This window comes from Streptomyces sp. NPDC059875, from assembly GCF_042731085.1.
Classification (GTDB): domain Bacteria; phylum Actinomycetota; class Actinomycetes; order Streptomycetales; family Streptomycetaceae; genus Streptomyces.
The window spans coordinates 19107-40921 of sequence record NZ_JBHWJZ010000053.1; the positions used below are offsets into that span (position 1 = coordinate 19107).

The 21815-nt window shown below is 71.6% G+C and carries 20 protein-coding genes; 5 read left to right on the forward strand and 15 right to left on the reverse strand.

Annotation, left to right across the window (positions count from 1 at the left end; genetic code table 11):
• Positions 1-107 precede the first annotated feature (107 nt).
• From ACFV9D_RS36445 to ACFV9D_RS36470, 6 genes are read right to left on the reverse strand one after another with little or no spacing between them, the layout of a single operon-like run.
• Positions 108-1106, reverse strand: a complete 999-nt coding sequence (locus ACFV9D_RS36445; RefSeq protein WP_385156487.1) for an adenosine deaminase — start codon at positions 1104-1106, stop codon at positions 108-110.
• Positions 1107-1110: 4 nt separating this feature from the next.
• A complete protein-coding gene (locus ACFV9D_RS36450) occupies positions 1111-2013 on the reverse strand; it encodes a ribonuclease Z (protein WP_385156490.1) in 903 nt (300 codons plus the stop codon).
• Between the two features lie 19 nt (positions 2014-2032).
• Positions 2033-2392, reverse strand: coding sequence for a histidine triad nucleotide-binding protein (locus ACFV9D_RS36455; RefSeq protein ID WP_385156492.1), 360 nt, complete (start codon positions 2390-2392; stop codon positions 2033-2035).
• Between the two features lie 54 nt (positions 2393-2446).
• The gene (locus tag ACFV9D_RS36460; RefSeq protein WP_385156495.1) at positions 2447-3520 is read right to left on the reverse strand and encodes a tetratricopeptide repeat protein; all 1074 of its coding nucleotides are present in this window, start codon (positions 3518-3520) and stop codon (positions 2447-2449) included.
• A complete protein-coding gene (locus tag ACFV9D_RS36465) occupies positions 3520-4605 on the reverse strand; it encodes a tetratricopeptide repeat protein (RefSeq protein ID WP_385156498.1) in 1086 nt (361 codons plus the stop codon). The genes ACFV9D_RS36460 and ACFV9D_RS36465 overlap by 1 nt, the downstream gene beginning before the upstream one ends.
• A complete protein-coding gene (locus ACFV9D_RS36470; protein WP_385156501.1) occupies positions 4602-5975 on the reverse strand; it encodes an ATP-binding protein in 1374 nt (457 codons plus the stop codon). Before ACFV9D_RS36470 ends, ACFV9D_RS36465 begins: the two co-directional genes overlap by 4 nt.
• Positions 5976-6084: 109 nt before the next feature.
• Here ACFV9D_RS36470 and ACFV9D_RS36475 point away from each other — a divergent pair, with 109 nt between their 5' ends.
• Entirely contained in the window at positions 6085-6516 is a 432-nt protein-coding gene (locus ACFV9D_RS36475; RefSeq protein WP_385156504.1) for a hypothetical protein, read from the forward strand.
• Between the two features lie 32 nt (positions 6517-6548).
• On the opposite strand, the gene ACFV9D_RS36480 is transcribed toward ACFV9D_RS36475, so the two are convergent.
• From ACFV9D_RS36480 to hrcA, 4 genes are all read right to left on the reverse strand, one after another.
• Positions 6549-7292, reverse strand: a complete 744-nt coding sequence (locus tag ACFV9D_RS36480) for a 16S rRNA (uracil(1498)-N(3))-methyltransferase (RefSeq protein WP_385156507.1) — start codon at positions 7290-7292, stop codon at positions 6549-6551.
• Entirely contained in the window at positions 7289-8365 is a 1077-nt protein-coding gene (locus ACFV9D_RS36485) for a nitronate monooxygenase (RefSeq protein ID WP_385156510.1), read from the reverse strand. The genes ACFV9D_RS36480 and ACFV9D_RS36485 overlap by 4 nt, the downstream gene beginning before the upstream one ends.
• Before the next feature lie 280 nt (positions 8366-8645).
• The gene (dnaJ, locus tag ACFV9D_RS36490; RefSeq protein WP_385156513.1) at positions 8646-9785 is read right to left on the reverse strand and encodes a molecular chaperone DnaJ; all 1140 of its coding nucleotides are present in this window, start codon (positions 9783-9785) and stop codon (positions 8646-8648) included.
• Entirely contained in the window at positions 9786-10805 is a 1020-nt protein-coding gene (hrcA, locus tag ACFV9D_RS36495) for a heat-inducible transcriptional repressor HrcA (protein WP_329120693.1), read from the reverse strand.
• Between the two features lie 204 nt (positions 10806-11009).
• Between hrcA and ACFV9D_RS36500 the strand changes: the two genes are divergently transcribed.
• Together ACFV9D_RS36500 and ACFV9D_RS36505 are read left to right on the forward strand one after the other, a co-directional pair.
• Positions 11010-11732, forward strand: a complete 723-nt coding sequence (locus ACFV9D_RS36500; RefSeq protein WP_385156516.1) for an MBL fold metallo-hydrolase — start codon at positions 11010-11012, stop codon at positions 11730-11732.
• Between the two features lie 10 nt (positions 11733-11742).
• The gene (locus ACFV9D_RS36505; RefSeq protein ID WP_385156519.1) at positions 11743-12543 is read left to right on the forward strand and encodes a DUF3097 domain-containing protein; all 801 of its coding nucleotides are present in this window, start codon (positions 11743-11745) and stop codon (positions 12541-12543) included.
• A gap of 648 nt (positions 12544-13191) precedes the next feature.
• On the opposite strand, the gene hemW is transcribed toward ACFV9D_RS36505, so the two are convergent.
• From hemW to lepA, 3 genes are all read right to left on the reverse strand, one after another.
• On the reverse strand, positions 13192-14424 hold the full coding sequence (gene hemW, locus ACFV9D_RS36510; RefSeq protein ID WP_385156521.1) for a radical SAM family heme chaperone HemW: 1233 nt from the start codon (positions 14422-14424) through the stop codon (positions 13192-13194).
• A gap of 104 nt (positions 14425-14528) precedes the next feature.
• Positions 14529-16403 carry an AMP-dependent synthetase/ligase gene (locus tag ACFV9D_RS36515; RefSeq protein WP_385156524.1) on the reverse strand — a complete coding sequence of 625 codons (1875 nt, stop codon included), beginning with the start codon at positions 16401-16403 and terminating at the stop codon, positions 14529-14531.
• Between the two features lie 220 nt (positions 16404-16623).
• On the reverse strand, positions 16624-18495 hold the full coding sequence (gene lepA, locus ACFV9D_RS36520; protein ID WP_385156526.1) for a translation elongation factor 4: 1872 nt from the start codon (positions 18493-18495) through the stop codon (positions 16624-16626).
• A gap of 185 nt (positions 18496-18680) precedes the next feature.
• Between lepA and rpsT the strand changes: the two genes are divergently transcribed.
• Positions 18681-18947 carry a 30S ribosomal protein S20 gene (rpsT, locus tag ACFV9D_RS36525; RefSeq protein WP_137989361.1) on the forward strand — a complete coding sequence of 89 codons (267 nt, stop codon included), beginning with the start codon at positions 18681-18683 and terminating at the stop codon, positions 18945-18947.
• Positions 18948-19555: 608 nt separating this feature from the next.
• Here the strand turns inward: rpsT and holA are convergent.
• A complete protein-coding gene (holA, locus tag ACFV9D_RS36530; protein ID WP_385156529.1) occupies positions 19556-20542 on the reverse strand; it encodes a DNA polymerase III subunit delta in 987 nt (328 codons plus the stop codon).
• A gap of 38 nt (positions 20543-20580) precedes the next feature.
• On the opposite strand from holA, the gene ACFV9D_RS36535 reads away from it, so the two are divergent.
• Positions 20581-20841 (forward strand): hypothetical protein, encoded by a 261-nt coding sequence (locus ACFV9D_RS36535; RefSeq protein ID WP_385156532.1) that lies wholly within the window; start codon positions 20581-20583, stop codon positions 20839-20841.
• 15 nt (positions 20842-20856) lie between these two features.
• Here the strand turns inward: ACFV9D_RS36535 and ACFV9D_RS36540 are convergent, their stop codons facing one another.
• A complete protein-coding gene (locus ACFV9D_RS36540) occupies positions 20857-21675 on the reverse strand; it encodes an arylamine N-acetyltransferase (RefSeq protein WP_385156534.1) in 819 nt (272 codons plus the stop codon).
• Positions 21676-21815: the final 140 nt, after the last annotated feature.

Consider the following 21815-nt stretch of genomic DNA (forward strand, 5'->3'; position numbering starts at 1 on the left):
GTTCCATGACGTCAAGGGGTCGGCGGACACGAGACGGCACGCGAAAGGGGCGTGGCTCGACGAGCCACGCCCCTGGGCGGTCGACGGTGGGGCCGAGCCCCCGCCGGCTACTCCGCGTTGAAGTCGTAGGCCTCCACCTCGGCCAGGTACCGCGCCCTGCGCTCCTCGTCGTCGTCGAGGAAGGACGCCTCGAAGGAGTTGCGGGCCAGGGTCCGCAGCTGCTCACGGTCCAGACCGAGCGCCCCCCGCACCGCGTCGAACGTGTCGCCCACGTAGCCGCCGAAGTACGCCGGGTCGTCGGAGTTGACCGTCGCCATCAGGCCGGCGGCCAGCATCGCCGCCAGCGGGTGGTCCTCCAGGACGTCGATCGCCCGCAGGCGCACGTTCGACAGCGGGCAGAGCGTGAGCGGCACCCGCTCGCGCACCAGACGGGACACCAGCTCGGGGTCCTCCATGCAGCGCAGACCGTGGTCGACCCGCTCCACGCCGAGCACGTCCAGGGCCTCGCGGATGTACGCCGGCGGGCCCTCCTCGCCCGCGTGGGCCACCTTGCGCAGACCGAGCGCCCCGGCCGCCGCGTAGACCTCGCGGAACTTCGACGGCGGGTGCCCGACCTCGGCGGAGTCCAGGCCGACACCGGTGATCCGGTGCAGATACGGCTTCGCGGCCTCCAGGGTCGCCATCGCCGACTCGGCGGACTCGTCGCGCAGGAAGCACATGATCAGCCGCGTCGAGACACCGTGCCGCTCCTCGGACCGGTCCAGCGCGGCGGCAAGACCCTCGATCACCGTGCCGATCGGGACCCCGCGGGCCGTGTGCGCCTGCGGGTCGAAGAAGATCTCCGCGTGCCGCACTCCCTGGGCGGCCGCCCGCGCCAGATACGCGTCGGCGAGCTCGGTGAAGTCCTCGGCCGTGTGCAGGACCGCCATCAGCCCGTAGTACAGGTCCAGGAACGACTGCAGATCGCTGAAGAGGTACGCCTTGCGCAGCTCCTCGGTGTCCGCGTACGGCAGCGTGACGCCGTTGCGCGCGGCGAGCGCGAAAGCCAGCTCGGGTTCGAGGGTGCCTTCGATGTGGAGGTGGAGTTCGGCCTTGGGGAGGGGCATGGATCTATCTTTTCGGTAGGGGGACCCGCATGAGGTCCTGGGCAATGCTCAGCTCGCCGTCGAACCCGGCCGCCCGCGCCTGCCGTTCGAACTCGGCGGGATCGCTGTAGCGCTGCGAGAAGTGCGTCAGGACGAGGTGCCGAACCCCCGCGTCGCGGGCGACGGCTGCGGCCTGTCCGGCCGTCAGATGGCCGTGGTCGGTGGCGAGCCGGACGTCCTCGTCGAGGAAGGTCGACTCGATGACGAGCATGTCGGCGCCCTCGGCGAGCGCGTGCACCCCGTCGCAGAGCCGGGTGTCCATGACGAACGCGAACCGCTGCCCCCGCCGGACCTCGCTCACCGACTCCAGCGTCACGCCGTCCAGCACGCCCTCGCGCTGGATCCGGCCGACGTCCGGGCCCTTGATGCCGTGCGCGGCGAGCCGTTCGGGCAGGATGCGGCGACCGTCGGGCTCCGTGAGCCGGTAGCCGTACGACTCCACCGGGTGCGAGAGCTTGTACGCGTCCAGGGTGTACGACTCGGTGACGGCGAGGGGGCCGTCGGCAGCCACCGGGGCCTCCGTCAGCTTCACCGTCTCGCGGTAGGCCGTCGCGTACCGCAGCCGCTCGAAGAAGCGCTGCCCGCTCGCCGGGTAGTGCGCGGTGACCGGGTGCGGGACCTGGTCGAGGTTGATCCGCTGGATCACGCCCGCCAGGCCCAGGGAGTGGTCCCCGTGGAAGTGCGTGACGCAGATCCGGTCGAGGTCGTGGGCGGCGACCCCGGCCCGCAGCATCTGGCGCTGGGTGCCCTCGCCGGGGTCGAACAGGATGCCCTGCCCGTCCCAGCGCAGCAGATAGCCGTTGTGGTTGCGGTGCCGGGTCGGGACCTGGCTGGCGGTCCCGAGCACGACGAGTTCACGTACGGACATGGTGCCTTTCGAAGCGCGCTTATCCGGGCGGCCAGTTGAGGCCGCGTCCGCCCAGGACGTGCGCGTGGGCGTGGAAGACGGTCTGGCCCGCTCCGGCGCCGGTGTTGAAGACGATCCGGAATCCGCTGCCGTCGACCTTCTCCTGCGCGGCGATCTCGCCGGCCTCGCGCAGGATGTCCGCGGCGATGGTCGGCGCGGCGGCGGCGAGGCTGGCGGCGTCGGGGTAGTGGACGCGCGGGATGACGAGCACGTGCGTGGGCGCCTGCGGGTTGATGTCCCGGAAGGCGAGCGTCGTCTCCGTCTCGCGCACGATCGTCGCCGGGACCTCCCCGTCCGCGATCTTGCAGAACAGGCAGTCGCTCTGCGGCTCTCCGGCCATGGCCCGGGCCTCCTCGCCTTCGGTGATCAGTTACTCGGGCATGGTATCGGCCGCCTACGTCGGGGCGCGGCGGCTCAGCGCCGAGCGGCTGGCCCAGTAGGTGATCACCACCGCCCAGAACAGCGGCGTGCCGAGGCCGCCGACGATCCCCCCGTCCGCCCGCCACAGCGCCAGTGACACGAGCGAGTGCAGGCCGAGCAGGCCGACGGCGACCGCCATCGCGATGACCGGCTTGCAGCCGCGGGCCACCAGGAGCAGCGGGCGGCGCAGCCGCGGCGAGATGCGCCGGGTGATCCACAGCGCCCAGCCGGCCCAGCCGCCGACGAGGACGGCCGCGCCGATCACGTACGGGACGAGGGCCTCGGCCCCCGACGCGCCCGTGCGCAGCGGCGCCGAGCCGAGGGCGGCGGCGACGAAGCCGAGCAGCGCCACCCAGCGGGCGCCCGCGGCGGTGCCCCAGGCCATGGTCTCCAGGTTGTAGCGGGCCTGCCGGTCGTTCAGGTCGAGGGCGGCGGACTCGACGAAGCCCTCGGCGGCCTTCGTCCACGCCCCTGGCCGGAGCCAGCGGCGGCGCAGATGCAGCAGGGAGAGGTTGTTGTGGGCCTCGCTGCTCTGCGGGTCGAGTCGCAGAGCCGTCTCGTAGGCCTGCTTGGCGATGCCGTGGTGGCCGGCCCGCTGAGCGGTGAGCCCCACGAGGAAGTGCGCGTCGCTCTCCTCGGGCGCGAGGGCGACGGCGGTGCGGGCCGCTTCGTACGCCTCGCGCCGACGCTCGACGCGGACGGACCGGTCGAGGACCGTGCCGAGGGCGTAGTGGCTGCCCCAGTACTGCGGGGCGAGTTCGACCGAGTGGCGGGCGGAGCCCTCGGCCTCCTCGTACCGCTTGAGCGCGAGCAGGATGTGGGTGCGCATCAGCCAGGCGGTGAGCGCGTCGGGTTCGACACGCAGGGCTCGCTCGACGGTGTCGAGGGCCTCCTGCTCCCGGCCCAGGCGGTGTTGGCAGCGCGCCAGGACGACCAGCGCGGTGGCGTCGTCCGGAGCGGTCGCCAGGTGCTGCGCGACGAGACCGGCGGCCTGCTCGTACCGTCCGACCCCGAAGAGGGCGTCGGCCTTTTCCAGGGCGGGGTTCATCAGACCTTGTCCCGGTCGTGGGTGATGCTGAGCAGGTTCGGTACGAGTCCCAGCCAGAACAGGACCTGGGGGATCGTGCGGTCGGTCCACGGCACGACGAGGATCAGCAGGGCGCACAGGGTGGCCAGGGTGGCCTGACCGAGGACGACCCGTGCCCAGAACTTCCGCCGTACGAGGTCGCGTACGGTGAGCTGCGCTCCGAGCCGCATCCGGCGGTAGCGTCGCAAGGCGCCGAACCCCCACACGGCCGCCATCAGGCAGACGGCCCAGAGCCGGGTCCCGAGGTGGACCGGGAGTTCCTTCGGCTCCTCGCCGTCGGTCGGGAAGACGTCGAGGGTGACGCCCGCCATGACCAGGCAGAGCAGCGCGAGCCAGCGGGTGCCGCGGAGCATCCGGTAGACGGCCTTGTCGAGGTCCCTGCGGAGCCAGTTGGAGTCCGGGGCGGCGGCCAGGCCGCCCGCGTAGAGGTCGGCGGCCCGGGCCGCGGAGGTCCCGGGCTTGCTCGCCTCGCGCTCGGTGGTCAGGGACACGGCGAGGGTGTTGGTGGGGTCGATCCGCAGCATCTGCTGCACGGCCTCGCGTGCCAGGTCGAACTTCTCGTTGAACGAAGCGATCTTGTACATCGCCTCCCACGCGTCGACCTCGTCCGGTGCGAGTCGGACCGCCTCGTACGCCTCGCTGAGCCCCTCGGCGTACGCCCCCGCCTTGCCTCCCGGATGGTGGGCCGTCAGGAAGGGCTGCATCTCGGCGCGCTCTGCGCGCGGCGGCCAGAAGTCCGGGTCGAGCCGGATGGCTTCGCGCTGCGCCTGATCCGCCTCGAGGAGCCGACTCATCCGGCGCAGCCCGAAGCCGCGCACGTAGTGCCCGAAGGCGAAGTCGGGCGCGTGCGTCAGCGCCTCGTCGACGGCGACGAGAGCGTCGTCGTACCGCTTGCCGGCCATGTGGCACCGCGCGAGCAGAACGTGGGCGTGATGGTCGTCCGGGGCCTCTGCGAGGCGTCCGGCGACCCGTTCGAGGCACTCGTCGAACCGGCCCATGGTGTAGAGCAGCGCAGCCTGTTCCAGCAGCGGGTGTCGCGTGGTCACAGCTTCCGCTTCTTCTTCAGATAGGCGACCAGGTCGTCGTACATCCCGCCGTCGTTGGCGAACATCGCCACGTTGCGCGCCGAGGCGAACCACGACTCGCTGGACGGCCGGATCTGCTTCGCCGCGCCCAGCAGGTCCTTCATGTTGATCATCCGTACGGTGCCGGTGCGGGCGGACTCCAGGAGCGCCGACTCGGCCGCGGTCTCGCAGACATGGGCGAGGTCGGCGCCGGAGAAGTCCTCGGTGGCCTTCACCAGCTTGCACAGGTCGACCGATTCGATGGGGCGCTCGCGCAGGTGGTAGCGGAGGATCGCCTCTCGGGCCGGGGCGTCGGGCGGCAGGACGAGCAGCGTGCGGTCCAGGCGGCCGGGGCGGCGCAGCGCGAGGTCCACGTCCCAGGGGACGTTGGTGGCGGCGAGCACGAACACGCCCTCGTTGGAGGCGCCGTCGACACCGTCGAGCTCGGTGAGGAGCTGGTTGACGACATTGCGCATGCCGTTGTGGTGGGTACGGGAGCGCTTGGCGCCGAGGGCGTCGAGCTCGTCGAGGAAGACGACGCACGGGGCCTGGCGGCGGGCGGTCTGGAAGATGTCGTGGACGTTCTTCTCGGACGTGCCGAGGTACATGTCGAGGATGTCCGAGAGCGAGATCGACATGAAGCTCGCGCCGAGTTCGCCCGCGACGGCGCGGGCGATGAAGGTCTTGCCGCATCCGGGCGGCCCGTACAGGAGCAGGCCGCCGCGCAGCGACTTGCCGTACAGCTTGCGGAGTTCGGGGTTGCGCATGGGGGCGAGGAAGGCCGCCTCCAGGCGGTCCTTGACCTCCTGCATGCCGCCGACGTCGGCGAGGCGTACGGAGCCGGGGGCGTCGATGTCCCAGGCGGAGGCGTCCCCGGGGTCGCCGCTGCCGTCGGCGGTGAGGGGCTGCTCCAGGCCGGCGTCGTCACCGGTGACGAACCGGGGTCCGACGAGGTCCCCGACCTCCTGCTCGGCGGCGTTCCAGTCGAAGGCGGACGACTTCGCCGGGGTCTGCGAGGGGGCGTCCTGCGGCGCGTCGGGTGCCGTGGGCACGGCGGGTGCGGCGGGTGCGGCGGGCACGGCGGGTGCGTCGGACGCGGCGGGTGCGACAGGCACGGCGGGCGCGGCGGACGCGGCAGGCACGGCGGGTGCGCCCATCGCGCGGGCCATCAGGGCGCGCGCGGCGGCGTCGCCGGGTGCGTGCTGGAGCGCGACGGCCGCCTCCGTGACGGCCTCGTCGCCGCGGCCCTCGGCGAGGAGCAGCTCGGCGAAGTGGAGCCGCAGGGGCACGTCGTCGGGCGCGGCGGCGACCGCGGCGCGCAGACTACGGATCAGGGGAGACTCGTCGGACATACGGCCCACCCTAAGGAGCGGCCCGGCCTCCGCGTCCACCGGGTTCCGGCAATCCGCGGCGCCCGGAAACCACCGGCCAGGCAGGACCCGACCCGCCTAGGGTGACCGCATGAGACGTGAACGAGTGCCGCGCAGGCTCGTGGTGGGCGAGACCGTCTGGCTCTGGTCCGTGGGGCACACGCACACCCCGGGCCGCACCCCCTTCGGCCCCGACTACCCGGACTGCCGCGAGCTGCTGACCCTGCGGCGAGCGGACGCCCGCCACGCCCAGCTGCGGCTGGTGTTCCCCACAGGAGAAGGGCGCCTCGCGTCCGACGGAACGGGGGCGGCCGGCACCGTGGGCACCCCGGCGGGCCCGGATCTCAACCTCCACGAGCCGGGCGTCGTCCGCCGGTTGCTCGAGGAGGCCGAGTCCCGAGGCCTGCTGCCGGTCGCGCACGGGACGGCGGAGGTGGACGGCTGGCCGCTGTTCGACAGCGTGGTGGCGGTGCAGGACCCGGCCCAGGACCTGTCCGGCGGATCGGGGTCGGACGGGCCCTAGGGCCTGTCCGGCGGATCAGGGTCGGACAGGCCCTAGCTCCAGCGGCCCGTGCGGCCGAGCAGCAGCGCCGTCGCCGCCGTACCGGCCGTGGAAGTGCGCAGCACACTGTGGCCGAGACGGTACGGCTTCGCTCCTGCCTCCTCGAAGGCCGCCAACTCCTCGGGCGAGACGCCTCCTTCGGGCCCGACGACCAGCACGATCTCGCCCTCGACGGGGAGTTCGGCGTCGGCGAGCGCGCCGCTGGGGTGGTCCCGGTCCTCGTGGAGGACGGCGGCGAAGTCGGCGCCCGCGAGGAGCGCCGCCACCTGCTTGGTCGTCATCGCGTCGGCGACCTCGGGGAAGCGGGTGCGGCGCGACTGCTTGCCGGCCTCGCGCGCGGTCGCCCGCCACTTGGCGAGTGCCTTCAGACCGCGGTCGCCCTTCCACTGGGTGATGCAACGGGACGCGGCCCACGGCACGATCGCGTCGACGCCCGTCTCCGTCATGATCTCGACGGCGAGTTCGCCGCGGTCGCCCTTGGGCAGCGCCTGGACGACGGTGATACGAGGCAGGGGCTCCGGGTCCACGTACGTACGCGACACCTGGACGGTCAGCTGGTCCTTGCCCTCGGCCGCGGTCACCGCGCACTCCGCCCAGGTGCCCCGCCCGTCCGTGAGCACGAGCTCCTCCCCCGCGCGCAGTCGCTTCACGGAGACGGCGTGACGGCCCTCGGGGCCGTCGAGGAGGAAGGAGCCGGGGCCGGGAACGGCCTCGACGACGAAGACGGGTGCGGTCATGAGGCGCTCCTGTGGGCCTGCGCGGTCAGTGCGGTGTCGAGTTCGGCGGCCAGCACCTCGACCAGCTGCCCCGCCGGGAGTTCGCGGGCCAGCCGGTGCCCCTGGCCCGCCCACAGGGCCATGCCCTGGGCGTCGCCGGCGGTGGCGGCGGCCTTGCGCAGGGGGGCGGTGAGGTGGTGGATCTCGGGGTAGGCGGCGGGGGCGTACGGCCCGTGCTCACGCATGAAGCGGTTGACGAGCCCGCGCGCCGGACGTCCGGAGAAGGCCCGGGTGAGCTCGGTGCGGACGAAGAGGGGGTTGGTCATGGCCTGCTTGTGCAGGGCGTGCGCGCCCGATTCGGGGCACACGAGGAACGCGGTGCCGAGCTGGGCGGCGTCGGCCCCGGCGGCGAGGACGGCGGCTATCTGCGCGCCGCGCATGATCCCGCCGGTCGCGACGATCGGCAGCTGTACGGTCTCCCGGACCTGCGTGACGAGCGTGAGGAGCCCGTTCCCCGCGACGGCGGCGTCCGGGTCGTCGCGGTGCGTTCCCTGGTGCCCGCCGGCCTCGACGCCCTGGACGCAGACCGCGTCGGCCCCGGCCCACTGCGCGGCCTGGGCCTCCTCGGGCGAGGTGACGGTGACGATCGTGTACGTACCGACGCGGGCGAAGGCGTCGAACGTGTCACGGCCGGGGCAGCCGAAGGTGAAGGAGACGACGGGGACCGGGTCGTCCAGGAGGATCGCGAGCTTGGCGTCGTAGGCGTCGTCGCGCCCGCTGTCGGCGTCGCCGAGCTGCGTCTCGTACCAGGTGGCCTCACCGGCGAGCTGGTGCCGGTACACCTCGACGGCGGCGGGGTCCGCGGGCTGTCCGCTCTGCGGCATGAAGAGGTTGACGCCGAAGGGCTGCCCGGTCAGCCCGCGCACCTGCTTGATCTCCTGGTAAAGACCGCCGGCGGTCTTGTACCCCCCGGCGAGAAACCCGAGCCCGCCGGCCTCGCACACGGCACCGACGAGTTGCGGACAGGATGCGCCACCCGCCATGGGGGCCTGCACGATCGGGTAACGGGAGAGATCGTTCAGCGCGGTGGACATGCAGGCATCGTGCCATACGGAAGGGCGGCACCCGCCTCCGCGGATGCCGCCCTTCCAGGCACGACGTCGGCCTTACCGACCGTTGAACGCGTCCTTCAAACACGAGAACAGGCCCTGCTGCCCCGGCTGACTGCGCTCACCCGGGGGCAACCCCCGGACCCCCGGCAATCACGTACCTACCGACCGTTGAACGCATCCTTCAGGCGCGAGAACAGCCCCTGCTGACCCGGCTGACTGTGCACACCCGGGGGCAACCCCCGGACCCCCGGCAATCACGTGCCTACCGACCGTTGAACGCATCCTTCAGGCGCGAGAACAGCCCCTGCTGACCCGGCTGGAACTGACCCGTCGGCCGCTCCTCGCCCCGCAGCTTCGCCAGTTCGCGCAGCAGCCGCTCCTGCTCGGGGTCGAGCTTCGACGGGGTCGTCACCTCGACGTGCACGATCAGGTCGCCGCGGCCGCCGCCCCGCAGGTGCGTGATGCCGCGACCGTGCAGCGGGATCGACTGGCCGGACTGCGTGCCCGGTCGGATGTCGACCTCCTCGAGCCCGTCGAGCGTCTGCAGCGGCACCTTCGTGCCCAGCGCGCCCGCCGTCATCGGGATGGTGACCGTGCAGTGCAGGTCGTCGCCCCGGCGCTGGAAGGTCTCGTGCGGGATCTCGTGGATCTCGACGTACAGGTCACCGGCGGGGCCGCCGCCCGGCCCGACCTCACCCTCGCCCGCGAGCTGGATGCGCGTGCCGTTGTCGACACCGGCCGGAATCTTCACGGTCAGCGTCCGGCGCGAGCGGACCCGCCCGTCGCCCGCGCACTCGGGGCACGGGGTCGGGACGACGGTGCCGAAGCCCTGGCACTGGGGGCAGGGGCGGGAGGTCATGACCTGGCCCAGGAAGGACCGGGTGACCTGCGAGACCTCACCGCGGCCGCGACACATGTCACAGGTCTGCGCGGAGGTCCCCGGCGCGGCACCCTCACCCGAACACGTCGTACAGACGACGGCCGTGTCGACCTGGATGTCCTTGGTCGTGCCGAAGGCCGCCTCGTTGAGGTCGATCTCCAGCCGGATCATGGCGTCCTGGCCGCGGCGGGTGCGCGAGCGCGGTCCGCGCTGCGACGCCGTGCCGAAGAACGCGTCCATGATGTCCGAGAAGTTCCCGAAGCCGCCCTGGCCGAAGCCCCCGGCTCCACCGCCGCCACCGGACGCGGACAGCGGGTCGCCGCCGAGGTCGTAGACCTGCTTCTTCTGCGGGTCCGACAACACCTCGTAGGCGGCGTTGATCTCCTTGAAGCGCTCCTGCGTCTTCGGATCGGGATTCACATCCGGGTGCAGCTCGCGTGCGAGCCGCCGGAATGCCTTCTTGATCTCGTCCTGGGACGCGTCGCGGCGTACGCCGAGTACGGCGTAGTAGTCCGTGGCCACTTACGACTCCGCCAGGATCTGTCCGACGTAACGTGCCACTGCGCGTACCGCTCCCATCGTTCCGGGGTAGTCCATGCGGGTCGGTCCGACCACGCCGAGTTTGGCGACTGCCTCGTCGCCCGAACCGTAGCCGACCGCGACGACGGACGTGGAGGTGAGCCCTTCATGGGCGTTCTCGTGCCCGATCCGTACGGTCATGCCCGAGTCCTTGGCCTCGCCGAGCAGCTTGAGGAGCACGACCTGCTCCTCCAGCGCCTCGAGCACCGGCCTGATCGTGAGGGGGAAGTCATGGCCGAAGCGGGTGAGATTGGCGGTGCCGCCGATCATCAAGCGCTCCTCGTGCTCCTCCACCAGGGTTTCGAGCAGGGTCGCGAGCACCGTCGACACCGTGCCGCGGTCCTCCGTCTCCTCGAACGACTCCGGAAGATCCTGCACCAGCTGCGGCACGTCCGCGAAACGGCGACCGACGACGCGGCTGTTGAGCCGGGCCCGCAGGTCCGCGAGCGAGGTCTCGCCGAACGGCGCCGGGCAGTCGATCATCCGCTGCTCGACCCGGCCCGTGTCCGTGATCAGCACGAGCATCAGCCGGGCGGGGGCGAGCGAGAGCAGCTCCACGTGCCGGACCGTCGAGCGGGTCAGCGACGGGTACTGCACGACGGCGACCTGACGGGTCAGCTGCGCGAGCAGCCGGACCGTGCGGCCGACGACGTCGTCGAGGTCGACCGCGCCGTCGAGGAAGTTGTGGATCGCGCGCCGCTCGGGCGTCGACAGCGGCTTGACGCCGGCGAGCTTGTCGACGAAGAGCCGGTAGCCCTTGTCCGTCGGGATGCGTCCGGCGCTGGTGTGGGGCTGGGCGATGTAGCCCTCGTCCTCCAGGACGGCCATGTCGTTGCGCACGGTGGCGGGCGAGACGCCGAGCTTGTGGCGCTCCGTGAGCGCCTTGGAGCCGACCGGCTCCTCCGTCCCGACATAGTCCTGGACGATGGCGCGTAGCACCTCGAGTCTGCGTTCGCTGAGCATCGCGCACACCTCCAGCTGTCGTATCGGTTTGCTCCGCTTTTGGCACTCGCCCTGCTCGAGTGCCAGGAATCCCCCGGCCAGTGTACGGCGGCGGGCATCGCTCCTGGCAAGGAGGCCGCGTCGGAGGTCACGTCGGAGGTCACGTCGGAGTCCGTCGTCGGAGGTCGTCGTCGGAGTCCGTGTCGTTGCGGATAGCGTCGCGGTATGGACGTCGGTTGGGAAGAGTTCGGCTGGGAGCGGCTCGCGGACGGGGTGGGGCGGCGGCGGCTGCCCGGCTGGGACGCCACGGTGGGCCTGGTGCTGGGCGAGAAGGCGGTTCTGCTGTACGACACGGGCTCCACGATCCGTGAGGGGGCCGAGCTGCGGGGCCAGGTCCAGGCGCTCACGGGCGGCAGGAGAGTGACGCACATCGCACTGAGCCACCCGCACTTCGATCATGTGATGGGCACGGCGGCGTTCGCGGGGGCGGAGGTGTACGGCGCGGTGGGCGTCGACGAGCTGATGCGTCGGGAGGCGAGCTCGCTGATGGTGGACGCGGTACGGCAGGGGGTGGACGCGTTCGCGGCGGCGGAGGCGGCCGACGCGCTGGTGGCGCCCCACCACTCGGTGTCGGGTGAGTGGACGCTGGACCTGGGCGGCCGGCAGGTGCTGCTGGCGAACGTGGGCCCGGGCCACACGGCGCACGATCTCGCGCTGCTGGTGCCGGGTGCGACCGAGGTGGTCTTCTGCGGGGATCTGGTGGAGGAGTCGGGGGAGCCGCAGGCGGGCCCGGACGCGATTCCGTCGCGCTGGCCGGACGCGCTGGACCGTCTCGTCGGTCTGGGCGGGGAGGAGGCGGTGTACGTACCGGGGCACGGAGCGGTCGTGGACGTGGCGTTCGTACGACGTCAACGGGATGAACTGGCACGCCGCTTCTCCGTCGCATAACGTCGCGCAAATGCGCAGCTACAACCCGGACCTGACGCCCCCTTGGAAGCGATCCGCCCCGGTGCCGGAGGTGCCGGCGGAGGTGGACCTCGTGGTGGAGGAGGTCTCGACGGGCTTCTGCGGGGCGGTGATCCGCTGCGAGGCGGGGACGGTGACGCTGGAGGACCGCTTCGGCAAGCACCGGGTGTTCCCGATGGAGCCGCGGGGCTTCCTCCTGGAGGGCCGGGTGGTCACCCTGACCCGCCCTTCGGTCTCTCCGTCCCGCCCCACCCGCACGGCCTCCGGCTCGATCGCGGTCCCGGGCGCGCGGGCGCGGGTGGCGCGTGCGGGCCGGATCTACGTGGAGGGCCGCCACGACGCCGAGCTGGTGGAACGGGTCTGGGGCGACGACCTGCGCATCGAGGGCGTGGTGGTGGAGTACCTGGAGGGCATCGACGACCTCCCGGCGATCGTCGCGGACTTCGCCCCGGCGGCGGACGCGCGGCTGGGGATCCTGGTCGACCACCTGGTGCCCGGCTCGAAGGAGTCCCGCATCGCGGCGCAGGTCTCGTCCCCGGACGTCCTGATCGTCGGCCACCCGTACATCGACGTCTGGGAGGCGGTGAAGCCGTCCTCGGTGGGCATCCCGGCGTGGCCGAGCGTCCCCCACGGCCAGGACTGGAAAACGGGCATCTGCCGCGCCCTGGGCTGGCCGGAGAACACGGGAGCGGCCTGGCAGCACATCCTGTCGAAGGTCCACACGTACAAGGACCTCGAGCCGGCGCTGCTGGGCCGCGTGGAAGAACTGATCGACTTCGTGACGGCGCCGTAGCCGGGGGCTGGGGCGAATCCCCCACCCCACCCCTTCCCGAAACCCTGCCGGGGGCTGGTGGGGGACGAGGTGCCGTGGACCGATGCCCACGGCCGCCCTGCGGGGCGAACGGCAGCATCGGGCCGCAGAACGGGTCCGGCGCGCCCACGGCAGCCCTGCGGGACGAACGGCAGCATCGGGCCGCAGAACGCTCCGGCCGTGCCACGGCCGCCTGCGGGCCGAGCGGCAGCCTCGCACCGCAGAACGGGTCCGGCGCGCCCACGGCCACCCTGCGGGCCGAACGGCAGCCTCGCGCCGCAGAACGGTCCGGCCGTGCCCACGGCCACCCTGCGGAGCAGGCGGCAGCCTGCGCGCCGCAGAACGCCCCCTCACCGTTGTGGGCAATCGTTCCGCTGGGGGTCCCCCCAGGACGAAGTCCTAGGGGGAGGAACGGGTGGGCACAACCCACGGGGGCGGTGCCCTTTCAGGCCCTCGCACGAGGCGGGCACCCTTCAAGGCCCCTCGCACGAGACGGGCACCGTCCAAGCCCCTCGCACGAGGCAAGCACCCCTCAAGGCCCCGCGCACGGGTGCGGCACCCCTCAAGGCCCCTCGCCCGGGTGCGGCACCGCTCAAGCCACCCGCACGGGCGCGGCACCCACCCCCCGGCCTAGTCCACCAGGTCCCTGACCACCGCGTCGGCCAGCAGCCGACCCCGCAGGGTCAGGACCGCGCGCCCCTCCCCGTACGGCTCGGCCGCGAGGAGCCCGTCCTCCAAGGCCTTGCGGGACGCGGCGAGCCCCGCCGGCTTGAGCAGCCCCAGCTCGACACCCTCCCGGAGCCGGAGCTCCAGAAGCACCCGCTCCACCCGCCGGTCCTCCTCGGAGAGGACCTCGCGCCCCGCACCCGGAGACCTACCGGAGGTCAGCGCCGCCGCATACGCCCCCGGATGCTTCACGTTCCACCACCGCACCCCGCCCACGTGGGAGTGCGCCCCCGGCCCCGCGCCCCACCAGTCGGCGCCGCGCCAGTACAGCTCGTTGTGCAGGCATCGCCCGGCCTCCGAGGTGGCCCAGTTCGACACCTCGTACCACTCGAAGCCGGCCTCCGCGAAGACGGAGTCCGCGATCAGGTACCGGTCCGCGTGCACGTCGTCGTCCGTCATCGGCACCTCGCCGCGCCGGATCCGCCGCGCCAGCTGCGTCCCCTCCTCCACGATCAGCGCGTACGCGCTGACGTGGTCGGGGCCCGCACCGATCGCCGCCTCCAGCGACGCCCGCCAGTCGTCGTCGGACTCCCCCGGCGTGCCGTAGATGAGGTCCAGGTTGACGTGGTCGAAGCCCGCCGCCCGCGCCTCCGCGACGCACGCCTCGGGCCGCCCGGGCGTGTGCGTGCGGTCCAGGACCTTCAGGACGTGCTGCCGGGCGCTCTGCATGCCGAACGAGATCCGGTTGAAGCCCCCGGCCCGCAGCTCGGCCAGATACGCCGGATCCACCGACTCCGGATTCGCCTCCGTCGTCACCTCGGCATCGTCCGCGAGCCCGAACTCGTCCCGGATCGCCCCCAGCATCCGTACGAGATCCCCGGCGGCGAGCAGCGTCGGCGTGCCCCCGCCCACGAAGACGGTCCGCACCGGCCGCGGGTCGTCGCCGAGGACCTTCCGGGCGAGGCGTATCTCCTCCACGACCTGCCCGGCGTAGTTGTCCCGGGAGGCGAGCACGCCACCGGCACCGCGCAGCTCGCTCGCGGTGTACGTGTTGAAGTCGCAGTAGCCGCACCGCGTCGCGCAGTACGGCACATGCATATAGAAGCCGAGCGGCCGCTCCCCGGCCCCTTCCAGGGCGTGCGCGGGCAGCGCCCCGTCCTCGGGCATGGGCTCACCATCGGGCAGTACGGAAGGCATGAGCCCATTGTCCCGTACTGCCCGAGGTGACCGTCCGACCTGTGGATAACCCGGTGGAACCCGGCCGCGCCGCGACCCGGTGAGAACCCGGTCACGCAGCGGGATCAGGCCTCGCGGGCCCCCGCGTACATCTCCTCGATCAGGTGCTTGTAGGTCCGCTCGACGACCGGCCGCTTCATCTTCAGCGACGGCGTCAGCTCACCGTGCTCGACGTCGAGGTCGCGCGGCAGCAGACGGAACTTCTTGATGGTCTGCCAGCGCTGGAGACCCTCGTTGAGGCGGTCCACGTACCCCTGGATCAGCTTCTCGACCTGCGGGGAGGCGACGACCTCGGCGTAGGACTTGCCGGCGAGGTCGTGCTCGGCGGCCCAGCCGAGGATGGACGGCTCGTCGAGGGCGATGAGCGCGGAGCAGTAGTTCCGGTCGGCGCCCAGGACGACGATGTTGGAGACGAACGGGCAGACGGCCTTGAACTGGCCCTCGACCTCGGTCGGTGCGATGTACTTGCCGCCCGAGGTCTTGAACAGGTCCTTCTTGCGGTCGGTGATCCGCAGGTAGCCGTCGGCCGAGAGCTCGCCGATGTCACCGGTGTGGAACCAGCCGTCCGCCTCCAGGACCTCGGCCGTCTTCTCCGGCAGGCCGTGGTAGCCCTCCATGACGCCGGGGCCGCGCAGCAGGATCTCGCCGTCGTCGGCGATGCGGACCTCGCAGCCGGGGAGCGGCTTGCCGACGGTGCCGGTGCGGTAGGCCTCGCCCGGGTTGACGAAGGAGGCCGCGCTGGTCTCCGTGAGGCCGTAGCCCTCCAGGATGTGGATGCCGGCGCCGGAGAAGAAGAAGCCGATCTCGGGCGCGAGGGCGACCGAGCCGGAGACCGCGGCGCGCAGCCGGCCGCCGAACGCCTCTCGGAGCTTCTTGTAGACCAGCGCGTCGGCGACCTTGTGCTTGGCGGTGAGGCCGAAGGGGGCCGAGGCCGTGCCGGTGCGACGGAAGTTGTCCTGGCTGACCTTCGCGTACTCGCGGGCGACGTCGGCCGCCCACTGGAAGATCTTGTACTTGGCGGCGCCGCCCTCGCGGGCCTTGGCGGCGACTCCGTTGTAGACCTTCTCGAAGATGCGCGGAACGGCCGCCATGTAGGTCGGCTGGACGACCGGCAGGTTCACGATGATCTTGTCGATCCGGCCGTCGACGGCGGTGACGTGCCCGACCTCGATCTGGCCGGAGGTCAGCACCTTGCCGAAGACGTGGGCGAGCGGCAGCCACAGGTACTGGACGTCGTCCTTGGTCACCAGACCGGTCGCGGCGATGGCCTTGGCCATGTACGACCAGTTGTCGTGCGGAAGGCGGACGCCCTTGGGGCGGCCGGTGGTGCCCGAGGTGTAGATGAGCGTGGCGAGCTGGTCGGCGGTGATCGCGGCGACCCGCTCCTTGACGGCCTCGGCGTGCCTCTCCAGGTACGCCTTGCCGCGCGCCTCCAGGTCGGCGAGGCTCAGGACCCAGTCGTCGGTCTCGACGCCGGCCGGGTCGATGACCACGACGTGGTGGAGGCCGGGGAGGTCCGCTCGGCGCTCGACGGCCTTGGCGACCTGCGCCGCGTCCTCCGCGATCAGCACCTTGGACTCGGAGTCGGAGAGGATGAACGCCGACTCCTCGGCGTTGGTCTGCGGGTAGACGGTGGTCGTGGCGGCGCCCGCGCACATCACACCGAGGTCGGCGAGGATCCACTCCACCCGGGTGGCGGAGGCCAGCGCGACCCGCTCCTCCGGCTGGACCCCCAGGTCGATCAGACCGGCCGCGATGGCGTAGACCCGCTCGGCGGCCTGCTCCCAGCTGAGCGACTTCCAGTCGTCCGGGCCCTGGCCGGAAGCAGCCGGGACCGGGTAGCGATAGGCCTCCGCGTCGGGAGTCCGCGCCACGCGCTCAAGGAAGAGGGTCGCCACGGAAGGCGGCCGGTTCTCGATCAGGGTCTGTGTGTCGCTCACGACGTCCTCCGGGCGGCGGCGGTGCGTTCTGGCGGTGCGTTCCATGCGTACTAACTGGCGAGTAACCTACGAGCCGCGATCAGAGTAAGGCGCCGAAGTCCGGCGCGTAAGAGGCTGCGGGCCGCCTCTTCATACCCGCTTCATAACGAACGGGCCCCCGCACTGTGTGCACGTGAGCCCGTTCGATGTATCTGTCAGCTAATTGGCTGATTGCTTACGATCACTTCTTGGTCTTGCCGCCCGCGGAGTCGTCGCTCGACAGGACGGCGATGAAGGCCTCCTGCGGGACCTCCACGGAGCCGACCATCTTCATCCGCTTCTTGCCTTCCTTCTGCTTCTCGAGCAGCTTCCGCTTACGGGAGATGTCACCGCCGTAGCACTTGGCGAGGACGTCCTTGCGGATGGCGCGAATGGTCTCGCGGGCGATCACCCGGGAGCCGATCGCGGCCTGGATCGGCACCTCGAAGGCCTGCCGCGGGATCAGCTCGCGCAGCTTGGCGACGAGCCGCACACCGTACGCGTACGCGGCGTCCTTGTGGGTGACGGCCGAGAAGGCGTCGACCTTGTCGCCGTGCAGCAGGATGTCGACCTTGACCAGGCTGGACGCCTGCTCGCCGGTGGGCTCGTAGTCCAGGGAGGCGTACCCGCGCGTCTTGGACTTCAGCTGGTCGAAGAAGTCGAAGACGATCTCGGCGAGGGGGAGGGTGTAACGGATCTCCACCCGGTCCTCGGAGAGGTAGTCCATGCCGAGGAGGGTGCCGCGACGGGTCTGGCAGAGCTCCATGATCGCGCCGATGAACTCGCTCGGGGCGAGGATCGTGGCGCGCACGACGGGCTCGAACACGTCGCTGATCTTGCCCTCGGGGAACTCGCTCGGGTTCGTGACCGTGTGCTCGCTGCCGTCCTCCATGACCACGCGGTAGACCACGTTGGGGGCGGTGGCGATCAGGTCGAGACCGAACTCGCGCTCGAGCCGCTCCCGGATCACGTCCAGGTGCAGCAGACCGAGGAAGCCGACACGGAAGCCGAAGCCGAGAGCCGCGGAGGTCTCCGGCTCGTAGACGAGCGCGGCGTCGTTGAGCTGCAGCTTGTCGAGCGCCTCGCGGAGGTCCGGGTACTCCGAGCCGTCCAGCGGGTAGAGGCCCGAGAACACCATCGGCTTGGGGTCCTTGTAGCCGCCGAGCGCCTCGGTGGCGCCCTTGCTCAGGGAGGTGATCGTGTCACCGACCTTGGACTGGCGGACGTCCTTCACACCGGTGATGAGGTAGCCGACCTCGCCGACGCCGAGACCGTCGGACGACGTCATCTCCGGGGACGAGACACCGATCTCGAGCAGCTCGTGGGTGGCGCCGGTCGACATCATCTTGATGCGCTCGCGCTTGTTGAGCTGGCCGTCGACGACTCGGACGTACGTGACGACACCGCGGTAGGAGTCGTAGACGGAGTCGAAGATCATCGCGCGGGCGGGGGCGTCGGCGACACCGACGGGGGCCGGCACGTTCGCCACGACCCGGTCGAGCAGCGCCTCGACGCCGAGACCGGTCTTGGCGGAGACCTTGAGCACGTCCTCCGGCTGGCAGCCGATGAGGTTGGCGAGCTCCTCGGAGAACTTCTCCGGCTGCGCGGCCGGCAGGTCGATCTTGTTCAGCACGGGAACGATCGTGAGGTCGTTCTCCATCGCGAGGTACAGGTTCGCGAGGGTCTGCGCCTCGATGCCCTGGGCCGCGTCGACGAGGAGGATCGTGCCCTCGCAGGCCGCCAGGGACCGCGAGACCTCATAGGTGAAGTCGACGTGCCCGGGGGTGTCGATCATGTTGAGGATGTGGGTCTTCCCCTGGCCCGCGCCCTCGGTGGGCGACCAGGGAAGACGGACCGCCTGGGACTTGATCGTGATGCCGCGCTCGCGCTCGATGTCCATCCGGTCGAGGTACTGGGCGCGCATCTGCCGCTGGTCGACCACCCCGGTCAGCTGGAGCATCCGGTCGGCGAGGGTGGACTTGCCGTGGTCGATGTGCGCGATGATGCAGAAATTGCGGATCAACGCCGGGTCGGTACGGCTCGGCTCAGGCACGTGGGTAGGAGTCGCGGGCACGCAGGGTCTCGTCTCGGGGCGATGGTCGGATCGATACGTAGGCTCCATGGTCCCACGAGTGAGCGGCTCCGCTCGGTTTGGGCGGAGGTTACGGGCCCTGATATCGTGGACAGCTGTGTCTCGTACGCCCTCTCAGCGAAGAGGCACACCTCAGAAACAACACCGAACCTGAAAAGGCTCTTTTCGTGGCGAACATCAAGTCCCAGATCAAGCGGAACAAGACGAACGAGAAGGCGCGCCTGCGCAACAAGGCCGTCAAGTCCTCGCTCAAGACCGCGATCCGCAAGGCCCGCGAGGCCGTCGCCGCGGGTGACGTCGAGAAGGCCGTCGTGGCTTCTCGCGCCGCCTCCCGCGCGCTCGACAAGGCTGTCTCGAAGGGCGTCATCCACAAGAACGCCGCCGCCAACAAGAAGTCGGCGCTGGCCACCAAGGTTGCCGCTCTGCAGGGCTGAGCCCCTCTGATGTAACGCCGGACGGGACCCAGCGGGCCCTCTACCCCGCTCCCAACCGGCACCCCGGACTCGTACGCGATACGCGTTCGCCACGCGTGTACGAGCCCACCATCCGTACGCCGAAGGCCCCGAGCCCTCCTTCCCCAGGAGGCCCGGGGCCTTCGCCGTCCCCAACACCCCGCGACGGCCGTGCCCACCGCCACGCGGCACGAACCTTCCACGGGCCCGGCCAGTACCACTGCCCCCAGCAGGGCCGGGACAGCTCGGCGGCGCAGAGCCGCCGCTTCCTGGCAGGAGCCGGGACAGACCCGCGGCACGAAGCCACCGCTTCCCAGTAGGGGCAGGGGCAGGCCCAGCGGCACGAAGCTGCCGCTTCCCGGCGGGAGCCGGGCCGTACCCAGGCGGCGCGAAGCCGCCGCGCCTCACAGAGACCGGGCCGTATCCGCGCGGCGCGAAGCCGCTGCCTCCCGGCGGGGACGGGGCGCAGCCCCGGGCAAATTCCCCCCACCGGCCCCCGGCAGGGTTTCGGGAAGGGGCGGGGTGGGGGAATCAACCCGCCCCGGCTCGACGCACCGGCACCCGCCCCATACCGCCCCCCGCCCCGCTCCCTACCGGCGAAGCCGCGCCGCCCTCGCCACCGCGACGACCGCCTTCTCCAGCGCATACTCCGGGTCGTCCCCGCCACCCTTCACGCCCGCGTCCGCCTCCGCCACCGCCCGTAGCGCCAGCGAGACCCCGTCCGGCGTCCAGCCCCGCATCTGCTGCCGCACGCGGTCGATCTTCCACGGCGGCATGCCGAGCTCCCGAGCGAGATCCGCCGGCCGACCACCCCGCGCCGCCGACAGCTTGCCGATCGCCCGGACACCCTGCGCCAGCGCGCTGGTGATCAGGACCGCCGGGACGCCGGTCGAGAGGGACCAGCGCAGCGCCTCCAGCGCCTCCGCCGCCCGCCCCTCCACCGCGCGGTCCGCGACGTTGAACGACGACGCCTCCGCCCGCCCCGTGTAGTACCGCCCGACGATCGCCTCGTCGATCGTCCCCTCGACGTCCGCCGTCAGCTGCGACACCGCCGACGCCAGCTCCCGTAGGTCACTGCCGATCGAGTCGACCAGCGCCTGGCACGCCTCGGGCGTCGCCGACCGTCCCAGCGCCCGGAACTCCTGCCGTACGAACGTCAGCCGCTCCGCCGGCTTCGTCGTCTTCGGGCAGGCCACCTCCCGCGCGCCCGCCTTCCGCGCCGCGTCCAGGAGCCCCTTGCCCTTGGCGCCGCCCGCGTGGAGCAGCACCAGCGTGATCTCCTCGATGGGCGCGTCGAGGTACGCCTTGATGTCCTTGATCGTGTCCGCGGACAGGTCCTGCGCGTTCCGCACGACCAGCACCTTGCGCTCGGCGAAGAGCGACGGGCTCGTCAGCTCCGCCAGCGTCCCCGGCTGGAGCTGATCGGAGGTGAGGTCCCGTACGTCCGTGTCGGAGTCGGCGGCCCGCGCGGCCGCCACCACCTCCTGGACGGCGCGGTCGAGGAGCAGGTCCTCCTGGCCCACGGCGAGCGTCACGGGGGCGAGGAGGTCGTCGGTCGAATTCTTCCTGGTGGCCATCCCGACCAGCATCCCACGGGCCACTGACAGCCAGGCCCATGCCCGAGAATGGCGGGGTGAGCGAACGACACGTACTGGTACTGCCCGACCGCGACGCCGCCGAGGAGGTCGCCGAAGAACTTCCCGCCCGCTTCGGCCTCGCCGAGGAGCCTCAGCTCGTACGGGACGCGCTGGCCGGCGAGGACGACGCCGAGGACGCGCAGTGGCTGGTGGTCGTGGAGGACCCGGAGGGCCGGCTGGACTCCGCGGCGCTGGACGAGCTCGCGGCGGAGTACGAGGGCTGGCTGGAAGCCCCGTAGGACCGACGACTCTGCCTACCCCTGCTGGTCCCGTGGCGCCCGGGACGGGAGCACGGGCAGGTCGGTCAGCTCGATGCCGAACCCGTCCCGGTACGCCGCCCTCACCTCCTCGTCGCCGTCGAGCAGTCGCTCGGTGCGCTCGCCGTTCACGTGCGTGACGAGCTTCCGGCCGCTGAGGGTGATCCGGCCCTCCTCGGTGAGCCGGGAGCAGACGAGTGAGCGGGTGAAGTGCGAGTCCGGGGAGGTGCGGTGGTACCACGCGGCCGCCGTGAAGTCCGCGAGCACGCGCGGCCGTGTCTCCAGCCGGCACTGCGGTCTGCCGTTCCGCAGCACGTCCAGATCGCCGTCCTCGGTCTCGACGATGCGGAACAACCCGCCCGGGTCCGTCTGGTCGCCCCGCTCGTCCAGCGCCAGCGGAAAGTGGGTGTGGTCACCGAACCCGACGTCCGCGAGCCACCGTTCCCCCTCCGACTCCACCAGCACCGCCATGTGGTCGTACGGGATGCCCGGCCGGCCTCCCTCGCCGAAGCCGCGCCCCTGAAGGAGGGTGACGGCGAAGCCGAGTTCGCGCAGCAGGACGGCGAAGGCGGCGTTGATCTCGTAGCAGAACCCTCCCCTGCGGGCGCCGACCACCTTGTCGAGCAGTGCCTGCTCCTCCAGGACGATGTCCTCGCCGAGGTGGATCGACAGGTTCTCGAAGGGGACCGTTCTCAAGTGCCGCAGATGCAGGTCGCGCAGGGCCGCCGCGTCCGGGCGGTTCGGACGCGTGGCTCCGATGCGGCGCAGGTAGGCGTCGACGGTCGCGTCCGGGATCGGCTGAGTGTCCGTGTTCATGCGGAGAGTGTGCCGGGTCCCGTCCGAGCGCCCATGCGGCTCTGGTCCTAGGGCCTGTCCGGAAAGTCATGGCAGCCAGAGTCGGAGGCAGGCGAGGGTGACCATGGCTTGGTAGTGGCTGGCGCGTTTGTCATAGCGAG